11 protein-coding genes are annotated in these 16423 nt (G+C 39.4%); all 11 read right to left on the bottom strand.

Annotated elements, in window-relative coordinates:
* Positions 1 to 15 precede the first annotated feature (15 nt).
* On the bottom strand, positions 16 to 615 hold the full coding sequence (locus ACI6MV_RS01165; RefSeq protein ID WP_407267950.1) for a YesL family protein: 600 nt from the start codon (positions 613 to 615) through the stop codon (positions 16 to 18).
* A gap of 33 nt (positions 616 to 648) precedes the next feature.
* Positions 649 to 1803 (bottom strand): type I phosphomannose isomerase catalytic subunit, encoded by a 1155-nt coding sequence (locus ACI6MV_RS01160; protein WP_407267949.1) that lies wholly within the window; start codon positions 1801 to 1803, stop codon positions 649 to 651.
* Positions 1804 to 4974, bottom strand: a complete 3171-nt coding sequence (locus ACI6MV_RS01155; RefSeq protein WP_407267948.1) for an alpha-mannosidase — start codon at positions 4972 to 4974, stop codon at positions 1804 to 1806.
* Positions 4975 to 5072: 98 nt separating this feature from the next.
* Complete coding sequence (locus ACI6MV_RS01150; RefSeq protein WP_407267947.1) at positions 5073 to 6371, bottom strand: sulfatase family protein; 1299 nt, start codon at positions 6369 to 6371, stop codon at positions 5073 to 5075.
* Between the two features lie 5 nt (positions 6372 to 6376).
* Positions 6377 to 9502 carry an alpha-mannosidase gene (locus tag ACI6MV_RS01145; RefSeq protein ID WP_407267946.1) on the bottom strand — a complete coding sequence of 1042 codons (3126 nt, stop codon included), beginning with the start codon at positions 9500 to 9502 and terminating at the stop codon, positions 6377 to 6379.
* Positions 9503 to 9579: 77 nt separating this feature from the next.
* Positions 9580 to 10470 (bottom strand): carbohydrate ABC transporter permease, encoded by an 891-nt coding sequence (locus ACI6MV_RS01140; RefSeq protein ID WP_407267945.1) that lies wholly within the window; start codon positions 10468 to 10470, stop codon positions 9580 to 9582.
* Between the two features lie 13 nt (positions 10471 to 10483).
* Positions 10484 to 11440, bottom strand: coding sequence for an ABC transporter permease (locus ACI6MV_RS01135; RefSeq protein ID WP_407267944.1), 957 nt, complete (start codon positions 11438 to 11440; stop codon positions 10484 to 10486).
* 78 nt (positions 11441 to 11518) lie between these two features.
* A complete protein-coding gene (locus ACI6MV_RS01130) occupies positions 11519 to 12247 on the bottom strand; it encodes a ThuA domain-containing protein (protein ID WP_407267943.1) in 729 nt (242 codons plus the stop codon).
* 48 nt (positions 12248 to 12295) lie between these two features.
* Complete coding sequence (locus ACI6MV_RS01125; RefSeq protein WP_407267942.1) at positions 12296 to 13360, bottom strand: Gfo/Idh/MocA family protein; 1065 nt, start codon at positions 13358 to 13360, stop codon at positions 12296 to 12298.
* Positions 13361 to 13445: 85 nt separating this feature from the next.
* Positions 13446 to 15044, bottom strand: a complete 1599-nt coding sequence (locus ACI6MV_RS01120; protein WP_407267941.1) for an extracellular solute-binding protein — start codon at positions 15042 to 15044, stop codon at positions 13446 to 13448.
* Positions 15045 to 15223: 179 nt separating this feature from the next.
* Positions 15224 to 16213, bottom strand: coding sequence for a LacI family DNA-binding transcriptional regulator (locus tag ACI6MV_RS01115; RefSeq protein WP_407267940.1), 990 nt, complete (start codon positions 16211 to 16213; stop codon positions 15224 to 15226).
* Positions 16214 to 16423 lie beyond the last annotated feature (210 nt).

The following is a 16423-nucleotide window of genomic DNA, read 5'->3' as shown; positions in this document are numbered from 1 at the left end:
CAAATAGCTTTTTTACTACTCTTCTTTTGGAAATGCGTTTGCAGCAATCCACATTAAAACAATACTCATTAAACTTCCAGCAAAAAAGGGAATTAACCCTGGAAGAAATTGAAAAACAAACAGCAAGATGAAGCTACTCATCACCATCACAAAGGTTTGAAATGGTTTGCCAAGAGCAATAACTAGAGAATACTTGATATACTCAAATAATTTATACTCGTAGTGCACGAATACTGGGAAGATGTATAAAAACACGACAAAATAAAGAAAGAGTAGAATAATAAAAATAAAAGAAATTGGTTGCAACAGACTGCCCGTTGATTGGAAGAAACGATAATCAACATATAATAAATATCCAATTACGATCATACTGAACCCTAGAATGTTTGCGCGTAAGAAATCCTTTCGATAGGCATGCCAAAATGTTTTAAATATTGGCGCATCCACATCCTTCATCAGCCACTTACGAATAATCGTAAACATCGCCACAGTTCCTGGAAAAAAACCAAATACACCTAAACCAACGATAGTAAAAAAGATCCAAAGAAAGTTTACATATGCTAACTTCATAATCCATTCACTGAGACGATACAGCTTTTCTATTAAACTGGTCATTCTCCTTCACCTTCCTCTCAGAGCTCAATTCATTTATAAGTTTTCCTGACAATTCCCGCTATTAGCTTCTACGTCTGGAGGAAAACATAAGACAACCGTTAATTCGGTATAACCTAAATTTTCCCAAACAGTTCTTTCTACAGACGCTGGTATAAAGATTTGATCCGATTGATGAATAGCTATTTCTTGATCAGACCACTGTAGCTTCCCATGGCCTTTTACTACAATCACGATGAAAAACGATTCGGATCTCTGGCGCTCGAATACACCCTTCACTTCTATCCGATTCATTTTGAAACGATCTGTACTAGATGTTCCTATTAATTCGATTTCGTGCCCTCCCTTCCCTTCTTGAATAGTTTTCGGTAGTATTTTTGAACGGTTTATCATTTCCTCGTATGAATATGAATCATAGCAAAAGCAATCCATCATGTTATCAAAGCCAAGCCCTTGATGACATGCTAGATCTGGAATTCCCATGCCATTAGGTGTTGTCTTCTCAACACGAAGCGTTAAATCTGTTGGCTCTTGTATTTCTATAATGAAGCACCCTTCACCAATCGCATGTGGAACACCACCTTCTATTAAAAAGACATCATCCTTCTTTAATGGTACTTGGTGTAAAGAGGCAATCATTCCATCTATGTCTTGCTCTTCAAATAATTGACGCCACTTCTCTTTCGTTATTCCTGGTTTAAACCCCATTAGTAGATACGGGTCACAGTCGTTAACCTTCCTGCCTCCTAATATCATCCAGGCTTCTGTCTTACCAAATTCAGATTGAAATAGACGCTTTGCTGTATTCTTTTCAGGATGGGTTTGTATGGTCAGTCTTTCACTAGCATCCAGAACCTTAACAAGCACTGCCAACTTAGAGCCGTAAACTTCCGTATGCCTCTTGCCCAAAAATGCTTTAGGATTCGTTTCAATAACTTCTTTCAAAGTGATTTTTTCTTGACCTCCTAAGTCTATGAAACTAAGACCTTCATTAGCTATTGATTCACGACCTACATTTTTTGCCTTCGTTATCGAAGCAACCCACTCTTCAGGAAAGGAACCATCGGAAGATTGACACTCGCCCTGCCATTCTTCTAGCAGCTTACCACCAGTATAAGTTCGCCACACTCGATTTTTTTGTAGTTTAATTGGTCGAAAGCAGAGTTCCTTATAATATTTCTTTGTTTCCAATTAAATCCCTCCCATTCGAAGTAGGAATGTCTTAATTTCATACGGTTTAATGGAGAATGTAAAAGGTGACTGGTCATTTCTATCTTCAATGGGTTGTTCCATCAAATTACATTCCCGCCATGAATGAATGGGTAAATCACTGCATATTTCAACATGCCCTCGACTCCCAGCATATTCATGTAGACGAATAACTACTGTTTCTTCATCATCCTCCGCCTGCTTAACCGCATCAATCATGACATGATCTAAGGAACAATGAAATAACGATAGCTGCGCTTTTACTGGCATTCCTGCTTCAACCCGAACAGGATTGTTTAGTTTCCACGCTTCTTGCACGACGCTCCCTTCTCTCCAATCACCTGTATGCGGCAACAAGCTATACGTAAATGCATGCCTTCCTTGATCTGCATGAGGATCAGGAACAATTGGCGAATTCAATAGGGTTAAACGTATTACATTGTCTTTAATGTCATAGCCGTATTTACTATTGTTTAGCAATCCAACACCATAGCCACTTTCCGACAAGTCAGCCCAAAAATGTCCGACCGTCTCAAAACGTGCATAATCCCAGCTTGTATTCCAATGCGTTGGACGCTTAACATTTCCAAACTGGATATCATACGTTGCTTCTGTTGCCCGAACATCTACCGGGAAAGCAACCTTCAGTAACTCCTCTCTTTGATACCAATCAACGGTAGTTCGAAAATCAATCCTGCGATTTTCAGCATATAAAATAACATCCTGTTCTATCATAGAATTTCCGTAGTTCCATTTTAGGTGTAGGATTAGTTGTAATGCATTCATCTCTTTTATTTCGAACGATTGAAGCTCTACTACTTCCTTCATTTTCTCTTGGTAAAACAAATCAATCCCCCAAGCATCCCCACGCAATGGTTTGTTTTCAAATACCTGAAATACATTTCCACATGCTTCCTCAGCTAGAACCTCTCTTCCTGCCTCACGGTCATACATTCGAGTAATTTGACCTAAGTCATTCCATTCCACCTTGTAAAATGGGGTCATGATTGCCTTTGCCTCTGACATTGTTTCAAAAGCGTCGGAACTACCAGTTGGTACACCTTCACCTTTAAAAGTCAGTGATGTATATCCCATTGACGGCATCTCTTTTACATGCACTAACCATGCTTCTTCCCCTAGAACGCATTCCAATTCCTCTCCGTTAACATCGTACCAGCTCCCTGACGAATCATTAACAAATTTAGGTATGGATATTACATCTGATCTCGACCAAGAATCACTATTAAAAATAGTAACTACTTCACCATGTTGATCTCCATCTGTTTCCTGATTGGCAGTAGATTGAACCAATACCCCTGCATTTTCATGCCAAACTGTATGTAATAATTCCTTTGCCACCTTATACTCGCTTGCACAGTCTTCATTCACTTCTGGTATCGATGTTCCAGGAATAATATCATGAAACTGATTCCGCAATATAATTTCCCATGCACGCTTAAGCCTTTCCTTCTTATAACTACTCCAATTTAGCTGCTGGACACTCGTTAATACGCCTAGCCATTCTACCTGTCTAGATAACAGTTCAAGCTCTCGATTCACCTGTTTAATGAAAGCCTGACTCGTATAAGTTCCGCGATGCAGCTCAAGATAAAGCTCTCCATCCCATGTATGGACATACTGATCTGTCTTATTCACCGTCTCTTTTAGTTCTTCAAAATAGTCATCACTCCGACTCGTTACTACTTTTGGTAATCCTGGCATATCTTCTAAACGGCGACGCATTTCAAGCATTTCTCTGTTCACACCGCCACCACCATCACCATAACCGTAAGCTAATAGCAAATCCTGATTTATGTTCTTATCTTGATATCTTTCCCAAATTCCAGAAACCGTGTAAGGAGTAATATGACCGTTATAGCAATACCTTTTCACATGATCGTTTACGACAGGTGTTGTAATAAAATGCGTTAAAATTTCTGTTCCATCTATTCCTCTCCAATAAAACGTGTCATGCGGCATTTGATTATATTGACTCCAACTAATTTTTGTTGTCATAAAGGAATCAATACCTGACTTTTTTAGGATTTGAGGCAACGCCCAACTATAGCCAAACACATCAGGTAACCATAGATTGCGGCATTCCACGCCAAATTCATCGCGGAAGAAACTGGTGCCTTGAAGAATTTGTCTAACAAGTGATTCACCTGACGGAATGTTACAATCCGCTTCTAGCCACATCGCCCCTCCTGCTTCCCACCTTCCTTCTTTTATTCTTTCTTTGATTTGTTCATAGATTTCTGGATAATCTTTTTTGATATAGTCATATAATTGTGGTTGTGTTTGCAGAAATGTGTATTCTTGATATTTTTCCATCAAACGAAGCACAGTGGAGAAAGAACGAGCAGCCTTTTCCCGTGTATGCTTCAACCTCCAGAGCCAAGCAACGTCAATATGTGTATGACCAATACAGTTAACAGTGATAGGATGATTGTTATGCATATGTTCCAATCGGGAATGTAAAACATCACATGCTTCTGCAACAGATTGGTAGAATCTATCGGACCCAGGGTATGTCCAGTCAATTTGTAAAAATGCCTGATCCAGTGCTTTTAACAATTCCATTCTTTGTGCGCTATTCTTATCCAAGACATGAATGGTCTCTATTACTGCTTTCCCAGTAAAGTATAGATCATCAGTTAATTCTTCTAAACAAGCAATTTCCGCTTGTTGGATTTTATGCTCTTGTTCTACACGTTTTCCCTTCCCATGTAATCCCGACCATAAGCGAAAGTGCAGGGAATGCGCTGCACCGGACATATCGTTAGGAAATAATACCTCTACGTGATTCGAATCAACACCTTGATATGGCTTACCATTTAAAAACAACAACGCTTCAAAACCAAGGTTCGTCTCTTGCCCAATCTTTCCAAAGTCAAATAAGCCAACAACTTGGTGTCCCGCCCATTCAGATGGTAGTTCCACTTCACTCGCTAGCCAAACATAGGTATCCCAACCACTCCAATAATCGCCAACAAGTATGGACGACCATTCACCATCCTGAGGTGGATATTCCCCAATACCCCCATCTACATCTAATTGAAATTTAAATTTTGATAGTTTAATTGGATTTACATAGCGATAGGGCTCCAGCTCTTGTATTCGTCGTTCCAGTTTATCTTCTGTAAAAAACATACCATCACTCCGTAAAATAAATTATTACTACTAATTATAAATACACTTAAAAGATAAGCCCCTAGGTGGATCAACCACAAAGAGGCTTGTTAGAAACCTTATTTGCTCCAGATTCGCTCCCATTCACTCGCTACTTGGCCAGGAATAGGTCCGTCTAATAAAGGGTCGTGATTCTGTTCCATCCATTGAACAACCCGTTTCCTTAAGTCCGTCAATAGATGGCTATAGCTAGCATCATGTATGAGATTATTCTGCTCGAGCGGATCTAGCTTCAAATCATACAGCTCTTCCTTCTGATTAGGAGTGCTATATGCATCTCTTACTACACAACCGGATGGACTTTGATAAATGTCTGCAGGCATGTACACGGAAGGACCTGCTTCAAAATTCCGGATATATTTATATCGATTTGTTCGTACACCGCGCATTGGATGATATAGGTCATGCCACGATAGCTCGCAGAAAAATTGATTTCTAGCTTTCTCTGATTCTTCCTTTAATAAAGGTAGAAAGCTTTCACCATCTACATTAATTGGCGCTTCTCCACCTGCTATTTCTATTAGCGTTGGCATTAAATCAATATTGCAAAGCAACTCATTTTGCACGCGACCACCTCTAAAACCGTTCGTCCATCTCATAATAAACGCGGTTTCTAACCCCGCATCAAATAGCGTACCCTTCGCCCGCGGAAAGGCAATCCCGTGATCGGTCGTATAAATGATCAAGGTATCATTTTCTAACCCTGTATCCTTAAGTGATTGAACGATACGACCAACTGCCTGATCTAATAATTTGACGGAGCCTTGAAAATGGGCAAAATCATCTTGCGTCTGTGAAGTATTCGGTAAATAGGATGGTATATCTACTTGCTCTTCTTGCACTGGTTCGTATTCATCGAATAAATAGCCTTTTCGATGCGTTTCATGTAACCCTACAGAAGCATAGAAGGGCCGAGAAAGAGTAGTGGATGCTTTCTCCTGCAAAAACGCCTCCACCTTATCTGCCACATCATGCGCTCGGTTTCCAGGAACCGCTTCGAACCTTTCATAACCAATTGCCTCTGGTGAGGAATCATCGTCGATTCGCTCGTGACTTAGTCCGATTAGAACAGATTCATATCCACATGCAGTCATTGCTTTCGGCAATGTTACAATCTCAGGCTTCATACTAAACCCTAAATGACCAAGCCCCATCAACCCGTGACGGTTTGGATACATTCCACTTATCATACTTCCTCGACTTGGACTGCATTGCGGAGCTGGACAAAAATATTGATCAAATCGAATTCCTTCTTCTGCAAGCTGATTAATTTCGGGCGTTTCAACCCCTCTTCCGTAGCAGCCTAAGTACCTTCCTGTATCATGCGATGTAATGAGAATAATATTTGGCTTCTCCATGTGGATCACTCCATTTCTATTAAGAAGGTTTTTATTTCATAAGGTTTAATTTTAAAATCGATGGATTCACCCTTGAAAACATCACTGATTGGTCGTTCCATTAAGTCAGTTTCCTGCCATGAATTAATCGTTGCATCGCTATTCACCCGCACCGACCCTCTTGCTCCTTTAAATTCATGCACACGCACAACAATTCGATTATCATCCTCTGCCTTCTTTACTGCGTCGATCATCACATGGTCAGCAGATAAATGAAATAAAGAGAACGGTTCGTCATGCTTCCTTTTCCCTTTTATAAAAGTAAGTGGATTGTTAAGCTCCCAAGCTTTCATAACGGTATTACCTTCTCGCCAATCTCCTTTATGAGGGTACAAGGAATAAGTAAATAGGTGCTCTCCTTGGTCCGCATGCGGATCAGGAAAAATACCGGATTTAATTAACGTAAGTCGCATGACGTTATCTTTAATGTCATAGCCGTATTTACAATCATTTAATAAACTTACCCCGTAGCTTTGTTCAGACAAGTCCGCCCATTGATGTCCGACTGTTTCAAAGCGCGCTGCATCCCAGCTAGTATTCCAATGCGTGGGTCTTTTCACATTTCCATATTGAATATCATACGTCGCTTCTGTGCTTCGAATATCTACCGGAAATGCGACTTTTAATAATTGCTGTGATTCATGCCAATCGACTTTTGTGACAAAATCAATTCTTTGTTCCTCCGCATAAACAATCATATCCTGGACAATGCTCGATTCCATATACTCCCATTCAAATCGAATGATTGTACGCAACGGACCTGACTCTGGGGTGCTTACCTTTTTAAGATTTAGTATTTCCTGCATTTTCTCTTGGTAAAAGATATCAATATCCCAAGCATCAAAACGCATAGGCTTATCCTCAAAGACTTGAAGAACATTGCCTCGTTCTCCCTCAGCCAATACATCACGCTCTGCATGTCGGTCATAAAGTTTCGTTAGTTGCCCTTGTTCGTTCCATTCCAACTTATAGTATGGAGTGGTTATACTAGAGGAAGTGCAGCTAAATGGATTATTCTTCTCTTCAGCCTCTTTACTAGCGTCAAAGTAAAGGGTAGAAACGCCCATTGATGGAAGCGACTGAGCTCGCACCAACCAATTGTTTCCTAAACGTTGTGCTTTAAGTGCTTTTCCATTCCCATCTAGCCACGTCCCCGATTCCTTGTTTAGCTCTACAGGAATAGTCACATAATCATCCCTTTGCCAAGGAGATGAATTGAACACCGAAACGGATTGGTGATCTTTTTCATCTACAAGGCTTTTTGCAGTTTGGTTCCAAGCCTTGCTTCCAATTTCTTGTGCCTCTTTATGCTCGATTAAACTGTCTTCGTATACTTCACCAATCGATGACCCTGGAATGATATCATGAAACTGATTTCGTAATATAATCTTCCATCCATCTGTTAATTGCTTCTGTGGGTATGAAGACCACGTGGAACCTAACGTACTAGCAATAACATTGATCCATTCTGCCTCTCTGTATAAAAGCTCTAATTTACGATTCATTCGCTTAATTAGCGCTTGGCTCGTATACGTTCCACGATGGAATTCTAAATATAGCTCTCCATCCCACGTATGTACGTACTGATCAGTACTTTCTACACTCTCCTGTAACCGTTCAAAATACTCATCTGCTCTTCCTGTTACGACATTTGGCATTCCTGGCAACTGTTCAAAGCGTCGACGTCTTTCTAGCATGTCTCTCGTGACCCCTCCACCACCATCACCATGTCCGTATGCCAGCAGCAATTCCTGGTTAAATTTCTTGTCCCGATAGTTATCCCAAATGCCAGTTACTTGGGGAGCACTTAAGGTTCCATTATAGGTGTACGTATTTTTTCCTTTTGGTGCGGTTGTAATAAAATGCGTCAGCACTTCTGATCCATCAATCCCACGCCACTGGAACGTATCATGAGGCATACGATTGTATTGACTCCAGCTAATTTTAGTTGTCATAAACGTATCAATGCCTGATTTTTTTAATATCTGCGGCAGTGCCCAGCTATAGCCGAACACATCCGGTAACCATAGATACGTTGATTCCGCACCAAATTCTTCACGAAGAAACCGTGTGCCAACTAAGATTTGCCTAACTAATGATTCACCAGAAGGAATATTACAGTCCGCCTCTAACCACATTGCTCCTTCCACTTCCCAGCGGCCTTCTTTAACGCGCTTTTTAATTTGATCGTATATTTCAGGATAATCCTGTTTAATGTATTCATATAATTGTGGTTGTGTCTGGAGAAACGTATAGTCAGGGTACCGTTCCATTAAGCGTAAAACAGTTGAAAATGATCTAGCAGCCTTTTCTCGCGTATGCTTTAATTGCCAACGCCACGCTACATCAATATGCGTATGGCCGATACAACGAATTGTCACTGCATGGTGCTTTTCAAGAACAGACAGTTCTGTCAGCAACACCTTATGAGCGACTTGAATAGAAGTATAAAAATGATCCGAACCTGGGCTAGACCAATCAATCTCTAAAAAAGTCCGGTCTAATGCTTTTAGTAAAGCAATTCTATTCGGGTCATTCTCATCCAAAACATCTACTGTATCGGATATAGCCTGACTAGTAAAAAACAAATCATCTGTTGTTTCGTCCAACCAAGAAATGACTGCTCTTTTTAGCTTGTGTTCCTGCTGCTGCGGAATTCCTCCACCTTCCGTGCCAGACCATAATCGGAAATTCAATTGTAGCTTCTTACTCGGAGAATCATCTGGTAAAAATACCTCCTGATGATTCATGTCCACCCCTTGATAGGGTGATCCATTTAGATACAATAAGGATTCGAAGCCAAAGTTCCCTCCACCTCCTGTTCTACCAAAGTCAAACCGGCCGACAATGGTTCGCCCTTTCCATTCGGCTGGAATAACGACTTCTGTAGACAGCCAAGCGTAGAGGTCACGACCACGCCAAATTTCACCTACTTTAATTTCCTCCCATTCTCCATTCTGAGGCGGGTATGTCCCCACCTCACCATTTTCATCCAGCTGAAAATCGAATGAAGGTACCGAGAGTGTGTCACGATACCGATATTCAGATAATTCATTTATACGAATAGCTAGCTTTTTCTCTGTCCAAAACATATCATAAACTCCTTATTAGAAAAGTTATGTTTAATTACTCATCAATAGTTGTTATGCTAAATGGAACTGCACATATATTATCCTTTAATAGAACCAATCATTACACCTTTAAGGAAGAAGCGTTGTAAAAATGGATACACAATTAATAGTGGTGCTGCCGATACAATCATGACGGCATATTTAATAATATTCGCTACGCGCATTTGCTCAATAAGCGATTCTGGATCCGCCGTATTCATTAACTCTGTAGACATCTGATTCAGGACAAGAATCTCTCTTAAAATGAGTTGTAATGGATAGAGATCACGATCGGATAGATAAATTAAGGCATTAAAATATTGATTCCAATGCCCCACCCCATAAAATAGAGCCATTACTGCTATAATTGGAGCGGACAATGGTAAGACAATTTGAAAGAAGATTCGAAAAGTCGAGGCTCCATCAATTTCTGCCGATTCCTCTAACTGCCTCGGTATCGTCACTTTAAAAAAGGTAGTTGTTACAATGATGTTCCACACAGCTGCTGCATTTGGAATAACCATTGCCCAAATGGTATTTGTCATTTGAAGATCTTTAACTAGTAAATACGTTGGGATCAGCCCCCCTTCAAAAAACATCGTGAACACTAACAATCCCATGATTAATCCTTTTCCTTTTAAATCTTGCCTGGAAAGTGCATAAGCACATGGCAACGTAACAGCAAGATTGATAAAAGTACCAAGTAATGTGTAAAAGATCGTATTACGATAGCCCATCCATATTTCAGCATTTTGGAAAACCCTTTCAAATCCTTCGAAGGTAATCCCCCTTGGCCACAACCACATCTGACCAGAACTCACTAATGCTGGGTCGCTTATGGATGCACTGCATATATATACCAACGGATATGCAATTATAAGAATAAAGAACCAAATTATAATTTTGTTACAAATCTCAAACAATTTATCTGAATTTTTTTGTCCTAACATCGTTCACACCCCTTTACCATAGACTCGTCCCCGTTCTTCTTGCAAGACGGTTAAAGGTGATTAGTATAATGAAGTTAATCAATGAATTAAATAAACCGATTGCTGTGGAATAACTGTACTGAGCTTCCAATACCCCACTTTTATACACATAGGTTTGAATCACTTCTGATGCAGATAAGTTAAGATCATTTTGCATTAATAAAACTTTCTCAAAACCGATGGTCATAAAGTTCCCCATATTTAAGATTAGTAGAATGACAATCGTTGGCAAAATCCCTGGAATATTAATATGCCATATTCGCTGCAGTCTGGATGCACCGTCTACTCTTGCAGCTTCATGCAACTGTGGATCAACACCCGCTAGTGCTGCTAAATAAATGATCGCACCCCACCCAAGCTGCTGCCATTCACCTGAAAATACGAAGATCGTTTTAAACCAACCTGGCTCGGTCATGAAATTAATAGGCTCAAATCCTAATAATTGAATAAATAAGTTAATAATCCCCGTTAATGGATTAAGGAAAGCCACTAGCATCCCAACGAACACGACTACTGAAATAAAATGTGGGGCATACGTAATCGTCTGGGCTACTTTCTTAAACTTTCCTTCTTTTAATTCATTAAGTGATAATGCGACGATAATCGATACAGGAAATAATGCTAGTTGATACAAATTTAGCTCAAGTGTGTTCGTAATAATTCTCCAGAAATAATAGGAATCGAAAAATCTAGTGAAGTGGTCAAAACCAATCCATTCACTTCCCCATATACCTTTTGTTGCGACAAAGTTCTTAAACGCAATTTGTAAGCCATACATAGGATAATACTTAAATACTAAAAAATAGATTAACGCCGGTGCTAGTAATGCATACAATTGCCAGTTTCGATGCAACTTTCGAAAGTTTTTCCTACTGAATTTGCGGTTTTTAGGTATTTTCTCGAAATTCGTGCTACTGTATTGGCTATTCATCTGTTAAACAACCCCTTTCTTTAAACCCTCCCGCACTACTGGTCACGATGTCTTCTATTTAATCCCGCAATCACTAATTTATCTAAGTGATTCAAGCGGTGCTACATTTCCAAAGTTAAATGCATAGTTTCCTGATGGCTTTGCCCAAGATACAGCATTTGCGATAACGCGCATAATTTTCTCGTTATAATAGGTTGGATTAGCCTCATGACCCGGTCTGAAATAAAATATTTTGCCTTTTCCTCGCGTAAATGTACAACCACTTCTAAAAACTTCTCCACCAGTAAACCAGCTTGTAAACACAACTTCTTCCGGATTCGGTATATCAAAGAACTCGCCGTACATCTCCTCCTCTTCCAGTTCAATGTAATCGCCAATACCCGCTGCTATTGGATGACTTGGATTAACCACCCAAAGACGTTCTTTCTCACTTGCATCCCGCCATTTTAAATTACATGTAGTACCCATCAATTTCTTGAAAATTTTAGAAAAGTGCCCAGAATGGAGGACAATTAATCCCATCCCGTCTAATACGCGTTTATGAACCTTATTAACTACTTCATCTGTTACCTCATTGTGCGCCATATGTCCCCACCAAATAAGGACGTCGGTTCCATTCAGTACTTCATCCGTTAGACCGTGCTCTCGTTCATCTAATGTAGCTGTCGATACTTCCATTTCTTTATCGTGCAAATAATTTGCAATCACATCATGAATTCCGTTTGGATATATATTTCTTACCGTTTCATTTGTTTGTTCATGTCTAAATTCATTCCATACTGTTACGCGAGTTGATGGTTTAACCATAGACACCTCATCCTTCCTGTGCATTACTAGCTCTGTCTATATAAATTTTTATAACTTAACTTCAGATCCAGTCTGAGCGGACTCATAGATTGCTGCTAAAATTTTTATCATGTCAACACCTTGCTCCGGGGTGATAATCGGTTCTGCTCGATTTTGTACGACATCAATAAAGTGGTATATATTTGTCTCATGATCCTTTTGCTTACTTTGTTGTAAACGTGGGGATACATCACTTAATGCATTAGCAGTTTCTGTAAACACCTTTAAATCTCCATTTTTACAACTTACTCCAGCTTTCGTACCACGGAGTTCATAGAAATTCCTTTCTTCTTCAATATTAGAAGCCCAGCTAAATTCGATTTGCAGCGTAGCTCCATTATCGAACCGGATAAAACCAGTTGCTAAATCCTCCACATCAAAAACGCCATCTTTTTTTGCTTCACCAAACTGACTATGTGGCGAATCATCAATCGTAGTATTGGCAAATTTATTATAGGTAGCACCAGTTACAGAAACGGGACGTGGATTACCCATTAACCACATGGCTAAATCAATAAAATGAACACCTAAATCAATAAGCGGTCCACCTCCAGATAGTTTTTTATTTGTGAACCATCCGCCTTTACCCGGTATACCCCGACGTCGGATCCAGCCACATCTTCCGGTGTAAATCTCTCCCATTAATCCATCGTCAACAAACTGCTTCATCCATGTGGAGGAAGGATTGAAACGATTGTTCCTCATAACCATTAATTGCTTTTCGCTATTTTTTGTAGCATCGGCCATTTTTTGTGCTTCTTCCGGATTGATTGCGTCTGGTTTTTCACAAAAAACATGCTTACCATGCTGCAGAGCTGCCACTGCTATTTCAGAGTGAAACAGATTCGGTGTACAGATGTCTATGATATCGATTTCATCATTTGCTAATAAATCGTGAAAATCTGTAAATACATGAGGGATCTTATAATCCTGTGCAACCTTATCCGCTTTTTCTCTTTCAATGTCACATAAGGCAATAATTTCGGTTTCCGGATGAGATAGCCATGCAGGGATATGATTGTTATTTGAGATGCCTCCTATGCCAATGACGCCAACCTTCAATTTATTAGACAAAACTAATCATCCTTTTCTGATTAATAGTGATTTAAAATAGGGAGAGGGGAGCTAAACTTCCCCTCCATTTTAGTATATAATTTGATTACTCAGCTTCTTTATAACGCGTATAAGCAGCTTGCATGACTTCTATATAATCCTCTACACCCATCTGTTCGATTGTAGAAACATACTCATCCCAATTTGATAGTGGCTCAGATCCAGCTACAAATTTAGCTGACATTTCCTGAACATACGTGTCGATATCCGTTTGAATCCCGGCAATTCTTTGTTGCTCTTCTGTTGTTAATAGTAATGGTGGCCATGGATCTTCTGGAATATTATCTTTAAGAATTTCAGCACCCTCTAGAGCCGCAGGATGGCTGTTACCAGTAAGATCAGATTCTTGATAAATAAAGTGTGGCATATTTCCACCAGTCCACATCGTGTACTGACCGATTGCTTGGTCAAAGCTCATTCCATCTGGATTATTCAAAATCTTATCTAGGTATGCTAGCTCACCATTATCTTTTACTTCATAGGTTTCTCCTTCAATACCCATACGAATCATTTTTGAACCTTCTTTGCCATAGAAATAATCGACCCAACGGATCGTTTCTGCTGGATAGTCATTTTCACTAGTAATTGCGAACGTACCTTGTACTTGAACCATCGGCTTAACTGGAGAATAAAGGGTATCCCCATTCGGTCCTTCTAATGCGTCCATTGCGACATAATCATCCACTTTATCTCCCATTGTTAACGAGTTGTTCGCAATGAATGAACCGACAATACCTTGTTGTCCTTTACCTACCCAGTTATTGTTCTGTACAAATATTTCTTCATCAATTAATCCATCTTCATACATTTTCTTCGAGTACTCAAGCATCTGCTTGTAACCTTCTTCGATTGGATAGAACCTAACATTTCCATCACTGTCTAAATCAAAGTTTCCTGACTGATAACCTGCGTTACCAAGTCCAAACGATCCTCTTATAATTTCAAAGAATCTAGGTAATCTAGGTGGCCCACTATAGCCAAGTTCATCTGCTTGGCCATTTCCATTTGGATCCTCTTCGACGAAGGCCTTTAATGCTTGATAGTATTCGTCTGTTGTTGTAGGCACTTCGAGTCCTAAATTATCCAGCCAAGTTTTATTAATCCACGGTTTTTCAATTCGAGGTGCTAAATAGTTTACAGCTTGTGGTAATACGTAGATGTTTCCGTCTGGTGCAGTAACTGATTTTTTGATCTCTGGATATTCATCAAACATCGCTTTAATATTAGGAGCATATTGATCAATTAAATCGTTAAGAGGGATAAAGACCCCTTGGCTTCCATAAGTTACAATGTCACTTTGCGATAATCCAGCTTTAAAAAAAGCATCTGGTAGGTCACCACTAGAAAGTAAGAGATTTCTCTTTTCTTCCCAACCTGGTCCAGGAACAGGTTCAAAGTTGACATTTATTCCTGTTTTTTCAGCATATTCCTGTAATACAATCATTTCATTCCAGTCTGCTTGATCAGGCTTTTTAGCCCCAGTCATATTAATTTCAATGGATTCGCTCACAATTGGAAAACCAGTTTCATTGAAATTTTCACTTGGCTCCGCTACTTCATATGAAGTTTCTTTGTCAGAAGTACAACCAACCATTACGAATGAAAGTACCAGAATCGAAAACAAGAACATCAATCTTTTTTGCATTTTAATCAACCTCCTTAGAATGGTAAAGAAAAATTATCATCTGTAAGCGATTACATTTAACACCCCTTTAATTCAGAGAATTACTTAATGTAACTATAATTACTTTTATGGTTCTCTGTAGCAAAGAAGCGTACTTTGTTACCGCTTATGAAAACGTTATCATATTCAATCAAAAAATTTCACGTTGAATTCCTTTCAATTAAACATAAGGGTAATTCCAAATTAATTGGTGCAAACTCACCATAGCTCCTTAAATAATTAATCATAAGTTCCATTGTCCTCTTGCCGATAGCTTCAACTGGCTGGTTAATAGTTGTTATGCCGGGTTCCATAAGCTCTGCAATCGATTGATTATCGTACCCTACAACAGCTAGTTCGTCCGGAATCTGAATGTTATTCATTCTCGCTTCTTTGATGATCCCCGCAGCAATTTCATCACTTCCTGTAAATACTGCAGTGGGTCTGTCTTTCATCGCAATTATCTTTCGTAAAACACGCCTTCCATCCTCAATATCTACTACACCTCTAAACCAACAACTATCTGAATTCGAAAAACCAAATTCTTTTAAAGCAAAATCAAATCCGAGTTTTCTACCGTGCATATTTGTGTTTGTTTTTTCACCGCTACAAAATGCAATTATTTTGTGTCCTTTTTCCAATAAATGACGTGTAGCAAGGTAGCCTCCATTAAATTGATTGGATCCAACAACAGTAATATTATTGTTCGTTGGATATTCGTTACAAAAAAATATTGGACCAAAGCTACTATAGTCTTTAATATCTTCCCAATCGTTTTCAATAGAAACCATGATGACTCCAGCGATTTGTTTTGTTTTTAACATATCCAAGTATTCCATTTCCCGCATTTTATCCGATCTCGTTTGACAAACAATTAGCTGGAAGATGTTTTCTGCTGCTACCATCTCCATCACTTCAACGAGCTTGCTGAAGAATGGATTAGAGATTCTTGGTACTAATACTGCAATGGTCTCCGTAGTTTGCTTACGTAGATGGCGAGCAATGGAATTTGGGACATAATTTAGTTCCTTCATCGCCTCGTATACCAACCTCTTTTTTTCTTCTGTTACGTATGCATGATTGTTAATGACTCTTGACACTGTAGCACGGGATAATCCAGCTCGCTCAGCGACATCTTTAATAGTTGCCATCATCTGCCTCCTGCCTCCTTACCTCTTCTACGATCCCTCCTTTACTCCTTTCAAGATCTCACAAACATGAAATCGTTCTCATAAATAACCAAAAAAATAGGTCTGGTGCAATTAAGCTAACAATTAGAATGTGAGGCTGTTTTAATTGCTTAATACAATAATAGTATAGAAACAATACTTAGGCTAACACCTCTTTAACCAAAGTACCTT

Source organism: Radiobacillus sp. PE A8.2, from assembly GCF_045635475.1.
In the GTDB taxonomy this organism is placed as follows: Bacteria; Bacillota; Bacilli; order Bacillales; family Amphibacillaceae; genus JBJGXI01.
This window is presented reverse-complemented; position numbering and strand designations above follow the sequence as displayed.